Genomic DNA, 17,080 nt, shown 5'->3' on the forward strand with positions numbered 1-17,080 from the left:
TAAAAGGAGTGCGCCGCGAGGCGTGCTCTTTTTTAAATGGACAAGTTTCCGTACCATGCTGCATATAGTAGCAAGGAATGGAGGTATGCAGATGAAACGAAGCCTTGGATTGCGTCTTGTTTTGGCTGGGACAATGGTAATAGCTGGCCTGCTATTTTTCTTCACCGACCGATCTACCCATCCTGTTCCGTATAATGATGTCCACGAAGAGATGATCCGTCACGCATTGGAGGAAGTGAACAATACAGCAGTTGAGGAGCTGGCTGTTTATGATACGTATGAAGTACTGGGAGTTGGTTTTGAGCCCGAAGGCATTATCAGTTTGCGCATTCAGAACGAGGGAGAGGAAGTCGATCATCATATGCAGACTGTTTGGGAAGAAGTGAAAGGAGAAGCAGCGGATGTTGTGGAAGCACATAATCTAGAAGATGACATCAACCGTGAAATCGAACTGGAGGTCAATTTAATCGGACCAGAAGGCACTATTTTGCACACTCATTAAGCATGCTGCGGAGGCATGCTTTTTTCTTTTGCTTAATCGTGGTACCTAAAGGGTATACAGAAGCAATAACATAAATGGAAGGAGTGGGGCGTATGAAGATAGCAGGCTATTTCGGATTTTTCATCCTAGCGCTTGTATTCCTACTTATCTATGCATTCACTATCAATACGATTTTTCTACTGCTCACTATTCTTTCAGGTGTAGTAGGGGCATTTTTCTTATTCCGAGAATTAAGAAAAAGAGAAAAGAAAGAACCAAGAGAACGAGACTATAATCGCAAGGGGAGATAATAATGGGACATGTGATTAAAACAGAATCAGGATATAACGTATTTGCGGAAGATATCGGGACAGGTATTCCTGTCGTCTTTATACACGGATGGCCGGTAAACCATAAGATGTTCGAATATCAAATGAATGAGCTTCCGAAGCAAGGCTACCGTTTCGTCGGTATCGATTTGCTTGGATTTGGTAAATCGGATAAGCCATGGGACAGCTACACCTATGATGCGCAGGCAGAAGCAGTACATGCTGTTGTCGAGCATCTGGGACTAAATAATTTTGTTTTAGCTGGCTTTTCGATGGGTGGTCCGATTGCCATTCGTTATATGAATAAATACGGTCTTGCTAAAGTGAACAAGCTGCTTCTCTTATCTGCAGCAGCTCCTGTGTTCACGCAGCGTGATGCATATCCGTTTGGTATGAAGAAGGAAGAAGCAGATGATATGATCGCGCAGATTCAGGCGGATCGTCCAAATACGCTGCAAGACTTTGGAGATATGTTCTTCGCTCAAGAACATTCTGAGCCTTTTAAGGAATGGTTCTTCCATCTAGGCTTGGAAGCTAGCGGGCATGGTACCATTCAGGCTATGGAAGCTCTTCGTGATGAAGATCTTCGTGCTGAACTGGTGCAGATCAGCACACCGACATATATCTTCCATGGTCAAAAGGATGAGATTTGTCCGTTTGATTTCACTGCTGAATTGACAGGCGGTATCGTCAATTCAACAATTATTCCTTTTGAAAACAGCGGCCACGGACTTATGTTCGATGAAAAAGAAAAATTCAATCAAGAGCTGCTGCGTGTTTTGCAGAGCTAAACGAATTATAATAGAGCTGACGAGTGAGTCAGCTCTATTTTGTCATGGGCAGGAGGAAAAGAGATGGATGGACTTGTTACGATTATAGGGATAGCAGTTGTCATTATACTTGTCGGGATAGCTGTCTTCTACAACACGGGAGCGCGTAAACGCCCTATGCAGAATTCCGATCGGCACCGGGAGCAGTTGAAGCTCCAGTACGATACGTTAAGGCTGCGTCCGACAGGAATAGTAGATGAAGAGCATTTTGATAGGCTGAAACAGGCACTGAATTTTGACTATGTGGATAAGATCAATGATGCTTTTCGCAAAGAGCATTATGATTGGAGCCAGAAAAAAATCAATACACATTTACGAGGGTTATTCCGCTTCATCATGCTTGCAACCATTTTCCGCAGCAAGGAATTATTTGATAAAGATATCCATCGTCTGTGGGAAGTGATGCGTCAATTTGATGAGGAATACAAGAAGTTTTGTTTGGAGGTCTTTGAAGGAGAAATTACCGAGGATGCTTCTGAGCGCGGTGAACGACATCCTGAGGAAAGAGAACGTTTCGAGATCAAGTACTTGATGCTGTTTCAATTAGGAGAACAGACACCGACCATTTGGGGAGAATTTTTCCAATATGGTGATGGAAAAGAGTTAATCGAGTACTTCCGGACACATGACCTTGAACAAGTGAAACAAGAGTATATGGCGGGTAACATCACACCAGATGCAGAAAGAACCTTCGAGAACTTGTACCATCATATAAAATGGGGAATGGAAGCAGATGCTGATGAACTTCGCGATCATCATCCAGGCCCAGAAGGCGATGCAGAGGATAAAGAGATGGACGTGAGTATCCTTTATTTCCTTAGCCTCAGAGGAGAAGCAACGGAAGAGGAAGAAGAGGAGTTATCGCTGTATACCGGTAAAGGCAGTGGATTTTATGCTACCAATGTATCATACGGTCAGATGGAGAAGCATTAAGCTTGGACATATTATTTAAGACAAACAAGACTTTATTAAAAAAATAAAATCCAAATTCATGCGAATTTCTATTTAAGAATTTGCGTAGTTTGGATTTTTTTGACTAAACACCTTTATCACATACATTCTTTTCATACTACCTTCAGCAGTTGGTGAATAAGCTAGTCCTGAAGGGGGCTATGTTTATGCATCATTACCGGAGAATCAAACGTAAGCAACTGATGGCGATATGCTTCCTTATTATGCTGCTGTTTTGTCTGTTTGCCCTCTTGTTTAACAGCGCTTCTCCCAATCAGGCTAAAAAGACTGTGGAAGATTTTTATACTTTAGAACAGAAGGGCGAATTTGCTGCCTCTTGGGGTTTGCTGCATAAGGATGTACAGGCCAGATTTCCGCTTAAAGACTATGTGACGGATCGTTCTCATGTATTTATGGGTCATTTTGGTGCAGACACTTTTTCATTTGATATAGAAAAGGGAGAAAAGCATAAAAAGTGGCGAGCAGAACCAAATGGACAGACCTATAAAGACGTCTATTCTTATACAGTTAAACAGAATTATCAAGGAAAGTACGGACGTTTTTCCTTTGTGCAGTATGTCTACGTAACAAAGGAAAAGGGAGAATGGCGTATTTTATGGGATTATCGGAATCAGAATTGATGAGTAGCTAGTTTTTGGCGCAGCAAAAGGTTGAATAACTGAGGCTGTTCTACAGGAAAGCCGTGTCCAATATCAGCAATTAAGAGGCTGCTGCAATAGCAATTACGGTTTGTTAGTTCAGTTGCGGATCGTTTCATGATTTGTTTTTCCTTTTCACCTACTGTTACAAGAATATCGGTTTTAATGTTAGAGAAATCTTGGGGAATAGAAAACTGCATATTTTCTTCGAGCATCTTAGTGAGTGCCATAGAGGATATTTGCAAACTATATTGGTAGTACGCATCAAAGTCTTCGGCAGGAATTGAGAGAGCGCGCGCTTGCAAAGCTGCAAAACTCCTCTTTTTAACCAATGGATACGTTAAACTGACAGCGCATTGAATAATGTTTCTCGGTAGCTTTACCGGAATTGTAAGCGGGCTGTTAAGCATGGTAAAACAGAACAAATCTGGGCGCTTGCTTACCATCTGCAAGGCAATCTGTGCGCCAATGGAAAACCCGATTAAAGCTAGCTTACCGTTACGCATATTGTTTTCTGCCCATTTCAACAGCTGATCCGCTAGATGTTCTATTGTTGCATTAGCTACCTCAAAGTCCAACTCCGCCACGGCGCATCTGTAGTCTTTAAAATGCATTATTTGCTCTTTCCACATCCAGCCACCAACACCGCCTCCATGTAGGAATAACAGTGTCTGCTCCTGATGTTCATGATAGATAGTTATTTTCATTTTCCTCACCTCTTAATGTAAGTATAGCGGAGTACTGACAATCTTTCTTGAAAGGCGTATGATGGAGAAAAAGAGAAACGGGAGAGACAGGATGAAAGCAATTCTTTTTGATTTGGATGGAACGATCCATGACAGACATACTACATTACAGCGGTTTTTGGCTGATCAATTCCAACGGTATGAATCTAAGCTGCCAGGAGTGAGTGAATCGGATTTTACAGAAACATTTCTAGAATTGGATAAAAATGGTTATGTGGAGAAGCCAGTTGTGTATCATGAGCTATTAAATCAATTTTCTTTAGATACGGGCTTGGAGCCTGTATTGACTGCTGATTATTTTGAAAAGGTAGCACAGTTTGCGGTCGCATTTCCGGAAGCGCTTGAGACTTTGCAGGAACTAAGTATGTCTTATACATTAGGCGTTGTCACAAATGGACCGGCCCTGCTTCAACAGCAGGTGATTGAACAGCTTGGGTTGTACTGGCATTGCCAAAGCTTGATCATTTCCGAAGCAGTCGGCTTGCGAAAGCCGGATCCTGCAATCTTTGAGATGGCGCTGTTAGAGGTGGAGGCAGCAGCATCAGAAGCCGTTTTTGTCGGAGATCATGCAGAGGTTGATGTAGCAGGCAGCAAAAGCGCAGGTCTACAGCCGGTATTTTTCGGCGGTAAGCTGGAAGGGGTGCCGAGTTTCTCTGATTGGCGAGTGCTGCCAGCTCTCTTGGCCAACTGGAATCGGTCTGAAAGGAAAAATAAAGACGACTATACTATAATGGACATGGACTAAGCATTTACATAAAGGGGAGATTGGATGGCTGAGAACGTAACACAAAAGGATTACAAGCTGATCGCACTTGATATGGATGGTACAATGCTCAATCCGCGTGAAGAGGTATCGGATGCGAATAGACAGGCGATACAACGGGCGCAAGAGGAAGGTGTCGATGTTATCCTTAGCACAGGTCGAGGTATTCGGACATGTAAGCCTTATGCTGATGATCTTGGGCTGCGATCTTTTTTGGTGACAGTAAACGGAAGTGAAATCTGGACCGCTGGCGGCGAACTGCTCGAGCGTGTATTGATCGAGGATGATTTGATCAAAAAGATGAAGAGCTTGGCTGATGAGTATGACACACATTATTGGGCAGTCAGCACGGAGCATGTGTTCCGCGGTAATTTCCCAGCAAATATGGAGGAATATGATTGGCTGAAATTCGGATTTGATACATTTGATGATGCAAAACGGGAAGCGATCGTCAAAGCTCTGTCCGATAAAAATGAACTGGAGCTTTCCAATTCCAGTCCAACAAATATCGAGGTCAATGCAGTGGGAATTAACAAAGCAGAAGCAGTGCAAAAAGTCTGTGATAGACTTGGTATTAAAATGGAGCAAGTAATTGCAATGGGTGATAGCCTGAATGATATCAAGATGATTGAAGCTGTTGGTTGCGGCGTAGCGATGGGCAATGCCCAGGATGCAGTCAAGGAAGTCGCAAACTATCAAACTGATACAAATGAAGCTGATGGGGTAGCAAAAGCGATCCACCATCTGCTAGGATGGTCATAAGCCCGGGTATTCCGGGCTTCTTACATAAGGGGGAGACAGAATGAAGACAGATCATTTGTATTACCCATATCATTCACAGCGTATGACGACCATTGCCAGACAGGGAATGGTAGCCACGTCACAGCCGCTTGCTGCACAAGCAGGACTGGATATGCTGAAAAAAGGCGGTAATGCAGTCGATGCCGCGATTGCAACTGCAGCCATGCTGACAGTTGTGGAGCCGACTTCTAATGGAATCGGCGGCGATGCTTTCGCGCTTGTTTGGATGAAGGACAAGTTATATGGTTTGAATGCTAGCGGCCCAGCACCCCAATCAATTAGCATTGATAAAGTGAGAGAGCTTGGACATGATGAAATGCCTTTGCAAGGTTTCCTGCCGGTCACTGTACCAGGTGCACCAGGCGGATGGGCTGCCCTTAGCAAGCGCTTCGGTAAGCTTCCATTAATAGAAGTGCTGCAGCCAGCAATATATTATGCTGAAAACGGGTTTGCGGTAACTCCGACAGTTGCTAAGCTGTGGGAACGTGCTTATAAGAAATTCAGGACTTCATGTACAGAACCAATGTACAATGGTTGGTTTGACACATTCGCTCCAAATGGAGAGTATCCGAAGATCGGAGACATATGGCGATCTCCTGATCATGCTGAAACACTTCGGCAAATAGCGCGTACAGATGCGGCTGCTTTTTATAAAGGAGAACTAGCTGCTAAAATGACGGAATTTTCTGCTGATAATGGCGGCTTCCTTACAAAAGAGGATTTGGCAGCTTATGAGCCGGAATGGGTAGAGCCGATTTCTGTCAATTACCGTGGCTACGATGTGTGGGAAATTCCACCGAACGGGCAAGGGCTAGTAGCTCTTTCAGCTTTGAATATATTAAAAGGTTTCTCTTTCCAAGAAAAAGAATCAATTGATACATATCATAAGCAAATGGAAGCGATGAAGCTTGCATTCGCCGATGGACATGCATACATAACCGAAGAACAGCATATGCCTGTCACTGTGGAAGAATTGTTGTCAGATGCTTATGCTGCCAAAAGAAGAGACCAAATCGGAGAGACTGCGCAGGAACCGGAGGCGGGCGAACCGAAAGCAGGCGGAACGGTTTATTTGGCTACAGCAGATAGTGAGGGAAATATGGTTTCCTTCATTCAGAGTAACTACCATGGATTCGGTTCCGGGCTGGTCGTACCAGGAACAGGTATTGCGCTGCAAAACCGCGGACACAATTTCAGTCTGGATCCTGAGCATGCAAACAGCCTGCAAGGCGGGAAGAAGTCTTTCCACACAATCATTCCGGGCTTTTTGACGAAAGAAAATCAAGCTATCGGACCGTTTGGGGTAATGGGCGGATTCATGCAGCCACAGGGGCACGCTCAGGTGGTTATGAATATGCTTGATTTCGGACTTAATCCGCAAACAGCTCTGGACGCTCCACGCTGGCAGTGGATCAAAGACAAGACATTCCATGTAGAAGCAGATTTCCCGAAACATATCGCGGAGGCACTGATCCGTAAAGGGCATGATATCGAGGTCAAAGCCGACAGGTCCACATTCGGGCGCGGACAAGTTATTTGGCGCGACCCAGAGAACGGAACATTATACGGAGGAACAGAAGCGCGAGCAGACGGCAGCATCGCTTCGTATTAGAAAGGTTGAACAACATGATCTACTGGCAATTATTTATGGCATTTTTCCGTGTCGGCATCCTAGGATACGGCGGCGGTCCATCGTCGATCCCGCTTGTGGAAAAGGAAGTCGTCAAACAGTATAAGTGGATGGATGATGAAGAGTTTGGTAACACGCTGGCACTTGGCAACAGTTTGCCCGGTCCGATAGCAACAAAGCTTGCAGGATACATCGGCTATCGTGTCGGCGGCTTTATTGGTATGGTCAGCGCTTTGATCGCTACCGTCATTCCGACAGTCGTACTGCTCATTGTCCTGTTTTATTTTGTTGATGCATTGAGCGATCAGCCTTGGCTCAGCGGTATGACAACAGCTGTCATACCTGTTGTTGGTGTCATGCTGGCAGTGATGACACTGGATTTTCTTAAAAAGTCCCGTAATGGGTTGAGCAGCTGGCAGATTGTTGCTTTGCTAGCTGCATCTGTTGTGCTGATTGAACTGCTTCATATCCATCCAGCATTCCTTATCCTGGCGCTTCTTCTGTTTGCACTTGTAAAACCGGAGAAACGGAAGGAGGAAGAGAAAGCATGATTTATTGGCAGATATTCCTCGCCTTCTTCATTCCTGGAATTGTTGGATATGGTGGTGGCCCAGCAACTATTCCGCTCATCGAAAATGAAGTGGTGGATAGATATGGCTGGATGACAACAGCTGATTACAGCCAGATGCTGGCACTGGCAAATGCACTTCCCGGACCGATTGCGACGAAGCTGGCAGGTGTGATCGGTTTTCAGCAAGCGGGTGTGCTTGGAGCTACAATCGGTTTGTTCGCTACAGTAGCGCCTTCACTCATCTTAATGATTGGATTATTAAGTATTTTAGCGAAGTTCAAGGATTCTCCTCGAGTAAAAAGAATGACAGCATATATCCGACCGACAATCGCTGTGCTGCTGGCAGGCATGGCAATCAGCTTTTTCCACACTTCTTATGAAAGTGCAGGCTGGATACATACGATCATCTTGGTTGTACTAAGCTATTTACTTATGGAGAGATGGAAGGTGCATCCTGCCTTTGTTATCCTTGGTGCTTTGGTTTATGGTGCTCTGCTTCTCGGATGAGATCCTGCAAATTTTTTGCAGGATCTTTTTCTCTGGGCAGGAGATGTAAGGAAAAGGGCTAATGTAATTAGTAAAATAAAATTCACTGCATAATCTAATAGGGAACCGGGTAGCTACTTAACATGGGGAATAGGATAAAAAATGAAGAAGGAGCATCTTATGCGCGTTACCATATGGAACGAATACCGTCATGAGAAGGAAAACGACCAGGTGAGAAGCATCTATCCCCGAGGCATTCATGGAGCAATTGCCGAATTCCTGGAGGACACTGGATTTGCTGTACAGACAAGGACACTTGATGATTCGGAGCAGGGATTGGACCAAGAGACGCTGGAGCAAACGGATGTCCTGATCTGGTGGGCACATAAGGCGCATGATGAACTGAATGACTATGCAATTGAGCGAGTGAAACAGCGTGTTCTGGCAGGTATGGGACTGATTGTCCTCCATTCCGGCCATTTCTCCAAGATATTCCGCAATTTGATGGGCACAACTTGTGACCTGAAATGGAGACAGGATGGAGAGAAGGAACGAATTTGGGTGGTTCAGCCAAGTCATCCGATTACGAGAGGTCTAGGTGAGTATTTCGAGCTTCCGGAAGAAGAAATGTACGGTGAGCATTTCGATATACCAGAACCTGATCATACGCTGTTCATCAGCTGGTTTGAAGGCGGCGAAGTTTTCCGCAGCGGCTGCACGTACAATCGAGGAAAAGGGAAAATCTTCTATTTCCGACCCGGTCATGAAACGTACCCGACTTACTATGATAAGAATGTGCAGACTGTTATCCGAAATGCATGCGAGTGGGCAGCAGCACCCTCAGCTGTCGTCCCGCACTACGGAAAGTCAGAAGCCTTGGAGCCGATACTGCGCCTTGCGAAGAAATGAGTATAAAGCCGTCTCAGCTCGACGGCTTTTACATAAAGAGATACAAAAATAGAGGAGGAGAAATAGATGCGTGCAATCGGGATATACAAACAAACATCCGTGGATCAGGCAGACAGCTTTACAGAAGAACAGGTGGATAAGCCAACTGCAGCAGGTGATGATGTACTTGTCAAAGTAAAAGCTGTCAGTGTCAATCCAGTTGATACAAAACAGCGAAAGCTGAAAGAGGACGATGGTAAATTCCGCATCCTCGGCTTTGATGCAGCAGGAATCATCGAGGAAGTTGGAGAGAATGTAGAGGGATTTCAGCCGGGGGATGAAGTATATTATGCTGGATCCGTTGCCCGTCAAGGTTCCAATAGTGAATTCCAGCTTGTTGATTATAAAGTTATCGCCAAGAAACCAGCAAATCTCAGTTTTGCTGAAGCTGCAGCCCTGCCGTTGACAGCATTGACAGCATGGGAAGCTATGTTTGAAAAGATGCATATCCCGCTAGACGCGGAAGCGAATAAAGACAAGACAATTTTGCTGGTTAACGCAGCTGGAGGTGTTGGTTCGATTGCTTCCCAGTTTGCGCAATTATATGGTCTGAATATAGTTGGAACTGCTTCACGAGAAGAGACGATTACATGGGCTAAGCAGCACGGCACCGAGCGGGTGATCAATCATCATGAACCGTTTCATCCACAACTAGAAAAGTTAGGAATAGACAGTGTTGACTATGTCTTCTGTATGCACCAGCTGGACAAGGCATGGGATGACATTATTGAAGTCGTGAAACCAGAAGGTATTATCTGTGCCATCACAGGTCCAGTTGAAAATATCAAACTGACTGATCTGACATCCAAGAGCCTGACACTTGTCTGGGAGTATATGTTTACCCGTACGCTCCATCAGACACCTAGCAGATATAAGCAAGGTGAAATTCTGTCCAAAGTAGCAGAGCTGTTAGAGAGCGAACGCATTCGCACAACCAAAGCAGAGGAGCTCGAGGGTCTTACCGTCGAGAACGTGCAAAAAGCGCATAAGCGATTGGAAGATGGCAGTATGATCGGAAAACTTGTCATTTCTGTATGATAGAGGCAGGCGTTATGCCTGTCTTTGTTCTGTTTCCTGACAATTCTGTTGTATAATGAAAATAAGACATATATGGTGGAGAGGTGAACCGATGTTACATAAAGTAGCTGTTATCACAAGCGGTGGTGATTCACCGGGCATGAATGCGGCCATACGAGCCATTGTTAAGGCGGCCAACTATCATGATATTGAAGTTTATGGTGTGGAAGGCGGTTATCAGGGCCTGATTGAGGATAAATTATCAATCATTCGTACACCTGATGTAGAAACAATCGCCAATAAAGGCGGAACGATCTTAAAAACGTCACGCTCGCTTGCTTTCATGGATGAGTCTGGGAGAAAACAGGCAGTGGAAGTACTTCGCAATTATGGTATTGCTGATGTTATTGTCATCGGTGGGGAAGGTTCACTTCAAGGTGCACAAAAGCTGCATGAATTGGGTATCCGTGTGATTGGCATTCCGGGAACGATTGACAATGACCTGGATTACACTGACTATTCTATCGGCTTTGATACGACATTGAATACAGTGCTCAGCTCCATCGGACGAATCAAGGATACTGGTTTATCGCATAACAAGACGACCATCGTGGAAGTGATGGGCAGACATTGCGGTGATTTGGCCTTGTTTACTGCTGTTGCAGGAGAAGGAGATATCATTTCTACGCCGGAGCTTAAACTGAGTTTTGAGCAGATTTGTGAAAAACTTCAAGACAAAATTTCCAAAGGCCGGAATGATAACATCATCGTCGTCACGGAACGAATGTATGATTTGGATGAGCTGCAGCAATTCATCGAGAAACAGATGAATATAGAAGTGCGTACGACAGTCCTCGGATTCATCCAGCGCGGTGGCGAACCTTCCGCATTTGACCGGATTCTTGCCAACAAGATGGGTGTCAAAGCAGTTAACATGCTGATGGAAGGGCAGTCCGGTTATGCAATCGGAATCAAAGCCAATCAGCTAATTGAGAAAGATTTGCGTACGATGCTCGATGAAAAGACTGATAAACAACCGAATTATGATTTACTTGATATGCTGTTGCATACTATATGAATAAGCGGAACAGAGCACGCCTGAGACAGGCGTGTTTTTTTCTTTGGCGAAACTTGTATATACAATATCATTGAAAGCGTTTGCATTTTTATGATAAACTTTTTATAACTTCTGCAGAAAAGACAAAATTTAGGGGGATAGGCTTAATGTAACAAAAAGGAGGGAATGAGATAACCGCACTAAAGAAAGCGTTTACCAAAATGCGAGGAGGAGCTGTGATGAAGCGAAGCTTTCTGATGGTTGCCTTATTTGCCGGTCTTGGGCTGGCAGGCTGCTCAGCCGTGACGAGCGGAGATGGTGCGAGTGATGACAAAGTTCAGATTACATACGCGAGGGGGACGGATACGACTGGTGCCACGGATATACTAGTCGAAGCATTCGAAAAAGAGCATCCTGAAATTGATGTGGAGGTTCGAGAAATGCCATCTGATACTGGAGAATCACATAATCAATATGTGACGATGTTCAGTGGCAGAAGTGAGGAAATCGATGTATTCGATGCAGATATTGTTTGGTCTGCAGAGTTCGGTCAGGCAAACTATGTGCTTCCGCTCGACCGATTGATTGAGCGGGATCAGGTGGATATGGACGCTTACTTCCCGGCTACGGTAGAGGCTGGCCGTTATAATGGCAGACAGTATGCCATGCCTGGCTATGCCGATGCAGGATTGCTTTATTATCGGACTGATATAACTGATCAGGTTCCTGAAACATGGGATGAGCTGGAACAGTTGGCTCAAGAAAACATGGGGAAGGAAGGCTCCAAATTTGGTTACCTCATGCAGGCAGCTCAATATGAGGGCATCGTGACCAACGCCATTGAGTATATTTACTCCTACGGCGGGCAAGTATTGGACGCAAATGGAAACGTTGTCATTAATAGTCCAGAAGCAATAGAAGGCTTGCAGAAGATGATTGACATAACGAATAGTGATTTTGTACCGAACAATATACTTAACTTCCAGGAAATCGACACAGAGTCTTCCTTTAATGAGGGAAATGCCGTGTATGCAAGAAACTGGCCATATTTGAATGATACAGCGAATGATCCGGAGATATCCAAAGTAGCAGGTAATGTTGGCATTGCCACACTTCCGGCCGGAAGTGACGGAGCAGCATCCTCATTAGGAGGATGGATGCGGATGATTAACCGCTACTCAGATGAAGTGGAAGCATCCTGGACTTTTGTGAAGTGGATGAGCGGAGAAGAAGGGCAGAAGATCAGCGCTCTTGAAGGCGGTAAGGCCCCGACATTGGAAGCTTTATATGATGATAAAGAGATTACGGATGTCAGTGCCGTGCTTGCAAGCGAGGATTTCTATGATTCTCTGCAAAATGCGATACCGCGCCCGATCACACCAATTTATCCAGAGATTTCCGATATCATGCAAATTGAGCTTTCCCGTGCGATGGCAGGAGATATAACTGCTGAGGAAGCGGTAGAACGTATGGAAACAAAAATGCAAGCTGCGTTGGAATCCGTAACCAATTAAAGGAGCTGAGTGTATGAAGCAACCGAAAAAAAGACGGTTTCAGCTGAGTGAACGGCAGCTTGGTTACGCGATGGTCGCACCGTCTATCATTCTTATTGCCGTCATCATCATTTGGCCTATTATGTTGTCAGGCTGGAATAGCTTGTTTGATTATCGTTTGAATGACCCGGCCAAAGCAGAACGGATTTCATCTTTAAGCATCAATCTCGAAACATATGCTGATAACCGATATTTGGTGTACGACACAATGGATGAAGTCAGAGATGCGATGCCTGATGCAGGCGGCGCATTGGATGACATCACAACAGCATTGGATGAACAGCATGAAACATTATTGAATACTGATGAAGGACTTGCAGGTCGCTATGAAGAAGTCAACACTATGCTGGAGAATTTCCAGCCTGTGAATGATGAAGAGCTTCGGCTGGCAGATGTACCAGAGGAATGGGCAGATGGTTTTGCCAACACGTTGGATGAGCAGACAGCCGCTGTCCAGGCTTTGCGGGACGGTGCTCCTGAGGAAGCTTTCCAGCCACTGACGGATCTGGAATCACAGCTGTCGAATACGCAAGGTTCAATTCTGGAGCCAAACTTTGTCGGGTTAAAGAATTATACGACCTACCTTGGTGATGGACGGACTTGGACAGCAATGCTGAACACGCTATTGTTCACCGTCGTTACTGTAGGTGTTGAGCTTGCCGTAGGTTTGGCTGTTGCTTTACTGATCAATCGCGTTTTCATTGGACGCGGGCTTGTTCGAGCTGCTGTACTAGTACCGTGGGCGATTCCGACAGCGGTAGCAGCTATGATGTGGACATTCTTGTTTGACGGTCAGTCCGGTATCATGGCCCATTATATGGCTCAGTTTGGTCTCATCGATGACCCAGGTGCACTGCTTTCGACTGGAGCAGGCGGTATGTTCTCTATCATGTTCGCAGATATTTGGAAAACGACACCGTATATGGCACTTTTACTTTTAGCTGGCTTGCAAACTATTCCACGCTCACTGTATGAAGCAGCAGAAGTGGATGGCGCAAATAAATTCCAGCAGTTTATCTCCATCACTCTGCCGATGATTCGTTCGGCAATCCTAGTTGCAGTCTTATTCCGTGCATTGGACGCATTCCGTGTGTTCGACCTTATCTACGTCCTTACTGGCGGAGGTCCAGCCAACTCGACGGAATCAATCAGCGTCTATGCTTACAAATTGCTGTTTGAACAACAGAATTTCGGTGCAGGTTCTGCTTTGAGTGTAATTGTATTCTTGAGTGTCGCATTGCTCAGTACGATTTTCATCAAGCTGATCGGCTCGGATTTGTTCAGCGGAAGGCTAAAACAATAGGACGGAGGAGGAGAATAATATGGTAAAACGTGCTGGAGTCGGCTTCTACATTTTCTTGATTATCTTTGTATTCCTGGTCATGTTCCCGTTTATCTGGGTGTTCCTGACCTCTATCAAACCACAGGGAGAAATTTTTTCCTCCTTCCAATGGTTCTCAAGCAATATGACATTGGATAACTATGCATCGGCATTGGAAACAAGGCCGTTGCTTATGTACATGCTGAATAGCTTTGTTGTTGCAACTCTCACCACGATTATTTCCATCATTGTCGCATCATTCACAGCCTATGCGGTCACGCGGCTGCCAATCCGTTTCAAAGGTTTGATTCTAGGGTTGGTTTTGGCAGCATCCATGTTTCCGCAAATCGCAGTCCTATCACCTATCTTCAACTTTGTCACCGATGCAGGCTTGCGCAACAGCTATCTCGGTCTTGTAATCCCGTATATTACGATCAGTTTGCCACTGGCAATCTGGATTCTATCGACATTTTTCATCAAAATTCCGCTGGCATTGGAAGAATCAGCGAAGCTGGATGGAGCGACTCCGTTCCAGACTTTCCGTAAAATCATCTTCCCGCTGGCAGCGCCAGGCGTTTTTACGACAGCCATCCTTGTGTTTATCGCTGCCTGGAATGAATATCTATTTGCCTTAACCATCAACACCGATGATCGCTGGCGCACAATACCAGTCGGTATCTCATTCTATCAAAGCCAATACACCGTTCCGTGGGGAGATATCACTGCTGCCACCGTCATTGTAACTATCCCAATTGTCATTCTCGTACTCTTGTTCCAGCGTCGTATTGTTGCTGGTCTGACAAGTGGATCTGTCAAAGAATAATAAACTTGGAGGTACTTCTAGATAATGAAAACCTTACGCGTAGGAGTAGTCGGACTAGGAAGTATTGCACGCAATCGTCATTTGCCGGAGCTTGAAAACAATCCAAATACTGAAATCACTGCTGTTTGTGATGTGGTGCCGAGCCGGTCAGAGGAAATCGCCAAAGAATATAACGCAACAGCATATACCGAATACGAAGAACTAATTGAGGATCCGCGCATCGATGCGGTCATCGTCTGTGCGGCCAACCATTTGCACGCACCAGTATCAATCGCTGCTCTGCAGGCAGGAAAGCATGTACTTTGTGAAAAACCGATGGCCACGACACTGGAGGAAGCAGATGAAATGATATCAGCACAAAAGGCGAGCGGCAAGCTCCTGCTAATAGCGCATAATCAGTGCTTTGTCCCATCTCATCAAAAGGCGCGGAAGATGATTCAAGACGGTGAGCTCGGCAAGATATTCAGCTTCCGGACGACATTCGGTCACGGAGGTCCAGAGCAGTGGAGCATTGATGGGAAAAACAGCTGGTTCTTTGATAAAGACAAAGCTTATATCGGAGCACTTGGTGATCTGGGTGTGCATAAATCCCATTTGATTGAATTCCTGCTCGACGAACCAATTCATGAGGTAGCGGCTTTTGTCGATACGTTGGCAAAGCCTTACGCAGATGTGGATGATAATGCAGTCGCTGTACTGCGTACGAAGTCAGGAATTATTGGTACACTTACTGCCAGTTGGTCATATGTGGCAGAAGAAGATAATTCCACGATCATTTACGGTGAGAAAGGGGTTATTCGTCTCGAGGAAAGCCCTGAATACAGCTTGGTTGTCGAATATCATAACGGTGACCGCAGTAATCATTCGCTTGGAGCAATTCAGACAAATGATTCTGATACACAATCGAATTCGGGCGTTGTGGACGCGTTTGCCAGCTGTGTGCTAGAGAATTCATCTAACTGTCCAATCACAGCAGAAAAAGGACGATCTGCATTGGCGGTCATCTTGGCAGCGTTGGATTCCAATGGTACGAAAAAAATAATCTCACTTGCACCAGAAGCAGTAGAGAAAGGGGAACAAGTATGAAATTAGGCGTTTTTACAGTTCTGTTCCAGGAGCTTTCACTTGAGGATATGCTTGCGCGCGTGAAGCAAGCAGGTTTGGATACTGTTGAAATAGGCACGGGCGGCTATCCGGGCAATGCGCATTGTAAAATTGATGAACTGCTTGAAAGTGAAGATGCGTTGAAGCAATATCAAGCAACTTTTGAGAAATATGGTGTTACGATTGGCGCTTTCAGCTGCCATGGCAACCCTATTTCACCAGACAAAGCATTTGCCGAAGAATCGGATTGGCTATTGCGCAAGACGATCAAGCTTGCTGCTAAAATGGGTGTTCCGGTTGTGAACTGTTTTTCCGGTGTGGCAGGTTCCGAAGAGAGCGCCACAAAGCCGAACTGGCCGGTTACAGCTTGGCCGACTGAGTATGGAGATGTCTTGAACTGGCAATGGGAAGAGAAACTTGTTCCTTACTGGAAGGAGCTCGGCAAATTTGCAGAGGAGCATGAGGTGAAGATTGCGCTGGAATTGCACGGCGGCTTCCTTGTTCACACACCTTATACGATGCTCAAACTGCGTGAGCTAACGAGTGATGCTATCGGAGCCAACTTTGATCCAAGTCATATGTGGTGGCAGGGAATCGACCCAACTGCAGCCATTAAAATACTCGGAAAAGCTGGCGCCATCCATCATTTCCATGCTAAAGATACGTACATCGACCCTGATAATGTGAATATGTACGGCCTGACTGATATGCAGCCATACAGCAATATCAAACAGCGGGCATGGAACTTCCGTACAGTCGGACTCGGCCACGGCCAGGAAGAGTGGAACAAAATGATCAGTGCACTGCGCACCTATGACTACGATTATGTTATCAGCATTGAGCATGAAGATTCGCTGATGTCGATAGAAGAAGGGTTCCAGCGAGCTGTCGATAATCTGAAAAATGTCGTGATTAATGAACCTGCCACTACGATGTGGTGGTCATAAATTTTTTAGCATCTGCCTTTATGGCAGGTGCTTTTTTGTTTGTTAGATACGCTAACATCTGCC

At 45.3% G+C, this 17,080-nt stretch carries 19 protein-coding genes; 18 read left to right on the forward strand and 1 reads right to left on the reverse strand.

The genetic code is table 11. The features are described from left to right. The first annotated feature begins 91 nt into the window (after nucleotides 1-91). The 5 genes from GZ22_RS15545 to GZ22_RS15565 all read left to right on the forward strand — a co-directional run bounded on the left by GZ22_RS15545 (nucleotide 92) and on the right by GZ22_RS15565 (nucleotide 3,232). Nucleotides 92-502: a hypothetical protein gene (locus GZ22_RS15545; RefSeq protein ID WP_038564423.1), complete on the forward strand. Its 411-nt coding sequence runs from the start codon at nucleotides 92-94 to the stop codon at nucleotides 500-502. 92 nt (nucleotides 503-594) lie between these two features. Continuing rightward, nucleotides 595-792, forward strand: coding sequence for a hypothetical protein (locus tag GZ22_RS15550; RefSeq protein WP_038564426.1), 198 nt, complete (start codon nucleotides 595-597; stop codon nucleotides 790-792). A 2-nt stretch (nucleotides 793-794) separates the two neighbouring features. Further along, nucleotides 795-1,601 carry an alpha/beta fold hydrolase gene (locus GZ22_RS15555; protein ID WP_038564428.1) on the forward strand — a complete coding sequence of 269 codons (807 nt, stop codon included), beginning with the start codon at nucleotides 795-797 and terminating at the stop codon, nucleotides 1,599-1,601. A gap of 63 nt (nucleotides 1,602-1,664) precedes the next feature. Then, on the forward strand, nucleotides 1,665-2,573 hold the full coding sequence (locus GZ22_RS15560) for a hypothetical protein (RefSeq protein ID WP_038564431.1): 909 nt from the start codon (nucleotides 1,665-1,667) through the stop codon (nucleotides 2,571-2,573). Between the two features lie 185 nt (nucleotides 2,574-2,758). After that, nucleotides 2,759-3,232: a hypothetical protein gene (locus tag GZ22_RS15565; RefSeq protein WP_038564433.1), complete on the forward strand. Its 474-nt coding sequence runs from the start codon at nucleotides 2,759-2,761 to the stop codon at nucleotides 3,230-3,232. Here GZ22_RS15565 and GZ22_RS15570 read toward each other — a convergent pair. Continuing rightward, the gene (locus GZ22_RS15570) at nucleotides 3,223-3,957 is read right to left on the reverse strand and encodes an alpha/beta fold hydrolase (RefSeq protein ID WP_051748365.1); all 735 of its coding nucleotides are present in this window, start codon (nucleotides 3,955-3,957) and stop codon (nucleotides 3,223-3,225) included. The two genes, GZ22_RS15565 and GZ22_RS15570, sit on opposite strands and share 10 nt — an antisense overlap. Nucleotides 3,958-4,048: 91 nt before the next feature. Between GZ22_RS15570 and GZ22_RS15575 the strand changes: the two genes are divergently transcribed. The 13 genes from GZ22_RS15575 to GZ22_RS15635 all read left to right on the forward strand — a co-directional run bounded on the left by GZ22_RS15575 (nucleotide 4,049) and on the right by GZ22_RS15635 (nucleotide 17,017). Then, nucleotides 4,049-4,741 carry an HAD family hydrolase gene (locus GZ22_RS15575; protein WP_038564435.1) on the forward strand — a complete coding sequence of 231 codons (693 nt, stop codon included), beginning with the start codon at nucleotides 4,049-4,051 and terminating at the stop codon, nucleotides 4,739-4,741. Nucleotides 4,742-4,765: 24 nt separating this feature from the next. Beyond that, entirely contained in the window at nucleotides 4,766-5,521 is a 756-nt protein-coding gene (locus GZ22_RS15580) for a Cof-type HAD-IIB family hydrolase (RefSeq protein ID WP_038564437.1), read from the forward strand. 40 nt (nucleotides 5,522-5,561) lie between these two features. Further along, nucleotides 5,562-7,172 carry a gamma-glutamyltransferase gene (gene ggt / locus GZ22_RS15585; RefSeq protein WP_038564439.1) on the forward strand — a complete coding sequence of 537 codons (1,611 nt, stop codon included), beginning with the start codon at nucleotides 5,562-5,564 and terminating at the stop codon, nucleotides 7,170-7,172. A gap of 14 nt (nucleotides 7,173-7,186) precedes the next feature. Continuing rightward, entirely contained in the window at nucleotides 7,187-7,741 is a 555-nt protein-coding gene (locus GZ22_RS15590; RefSeq protein ID WP_038564441.1) for a chromate transporter, read from the forward strand. After that, entirely contained in the window at nucleotides 7,738-8,268 is a 531-nt protein-coding gene (locus GZ22_RS15595; protein ID WP_038564443.1) for a chromate transporter, read from the forward strand. The genes GZ22_RS15590 and GZ22_RS15595 overlap by 4 nt, the downstream gene beginning before the upstream one ends. Nucleotides 8,269-8,427: 159 nt before the next feature. Next, entirely contained in the window at nucleotides 8,428-9,156 is a 729-nt protein-coding gene (locus GZ22_RS15600) for a ThuA domain-containing protein (RefSeq protein WP_084160772.1), read from the forward strand. A 66-nt stretch (nucleotides 9,157-9,222) separates the two neighbouring features. After that, on the forward strand, nucleotides 9,223-10,233 hold the full coding sequence (locus GZ22_RS15605; RefSeq protein ID WP_038564449.1) for a zinc-binding alcohol dehydrogenase family protein: 1,011 nt from the start codon (nucleotides 9,223-9,225) through the stop codon (nucleotides 10,231-10,233). Nucleotides 10,234-10,324: 91 nt separating this feature from the next. Continuing rightward, a complete protein-coding gene (gene pfkA, locus GZ22_RS15610; protein WP_038564452.1) occupies nucleotides 10,325-11,290 on the forward strand; it encodes a 6-phosphofructokinase in 966 nt (321 codons plus the stop codon). Between the two features lie 218 nt (nucleotides 11,291-11,508). Further along, nucleotides 11,509-12,783 carry an ABC transporter substrate-binding protein gene (locus GZ22_RS15615; RefSeq protein ID WP_245609683.1) on the forward strand — a complete coding sequence of 425 codons (1,275 nt, stop codon included), beginning with the start codon at nucleotides 11,509-11,511 and terminating at the stop codon, nucleotides 12,781-12,783. 13 nt (nucleotides 12,784-12,796) lie between these two features. Continuing rightward, on the forward strand, nucleotides 12,797-14,125 hold the full coding sequence (locus tag GZ22_RS15620; RefSeq protein WP_038564459.1) for a carbohydrate ABC transporter permease: 1,329 nt from the start codon (nucleotides 12,797-12,799) through the stop codon (nucleotides 14,123-14,125). Between the two features lie 19 nt (nucleotides 14,126-14,144). Next, on the forward strand, nucleotides 14,145-14,966 hold the full coding sequence (locus GZ22_RS15625) for a carbohydrate ABC transporter permease (protein WP_038564462.1): 822 nt from the start codon (nucleotides 14,145-14,147) through the stop codon (nucleotides 14,964-14,966). Nucleotides 14,967-14,990: 24 nt separating this feature from the next. Further along, on the forward strand, nucleotides 14,991-16,052 hold the full coding sequence (locus GZ22_RS15630; protein WP_038564465.1) for a Gfo/Idh/MocA family protein: 1,062 nt from the start codon (nucleotides 14,991-14,993) through the stop codon (nucleotides 16,050-16,052). Next, nucleotides 16,049-17,017, forward strand: a complete 969-nt coding sequence (locus tag GZ22_RS15635) for a sugar phosphate isomerase/epimerase family protein (protein WP_038564468.1) — start codon at nucleotides 16,049-16,051, stop codon at nucleotides 17,015-17,017. The genes GZ22_RS15630 and GZ22_RS15635 overlap by 4 nt, the downstream gene beginning before the upstream one ends. Nucleotides 17,018-17,080: the final 63 nt, after the last annotated feature.

This window comes from Terribacillus saccharophilus (assembly GCF_000725365.1).
GTDB classification, from domain to species: domain Bacteria; phylum Bacillota; class Bacilli; order Bacillales; family Amphibacillaceae; genus Terribacillus; species Terribacillus saccharophilus.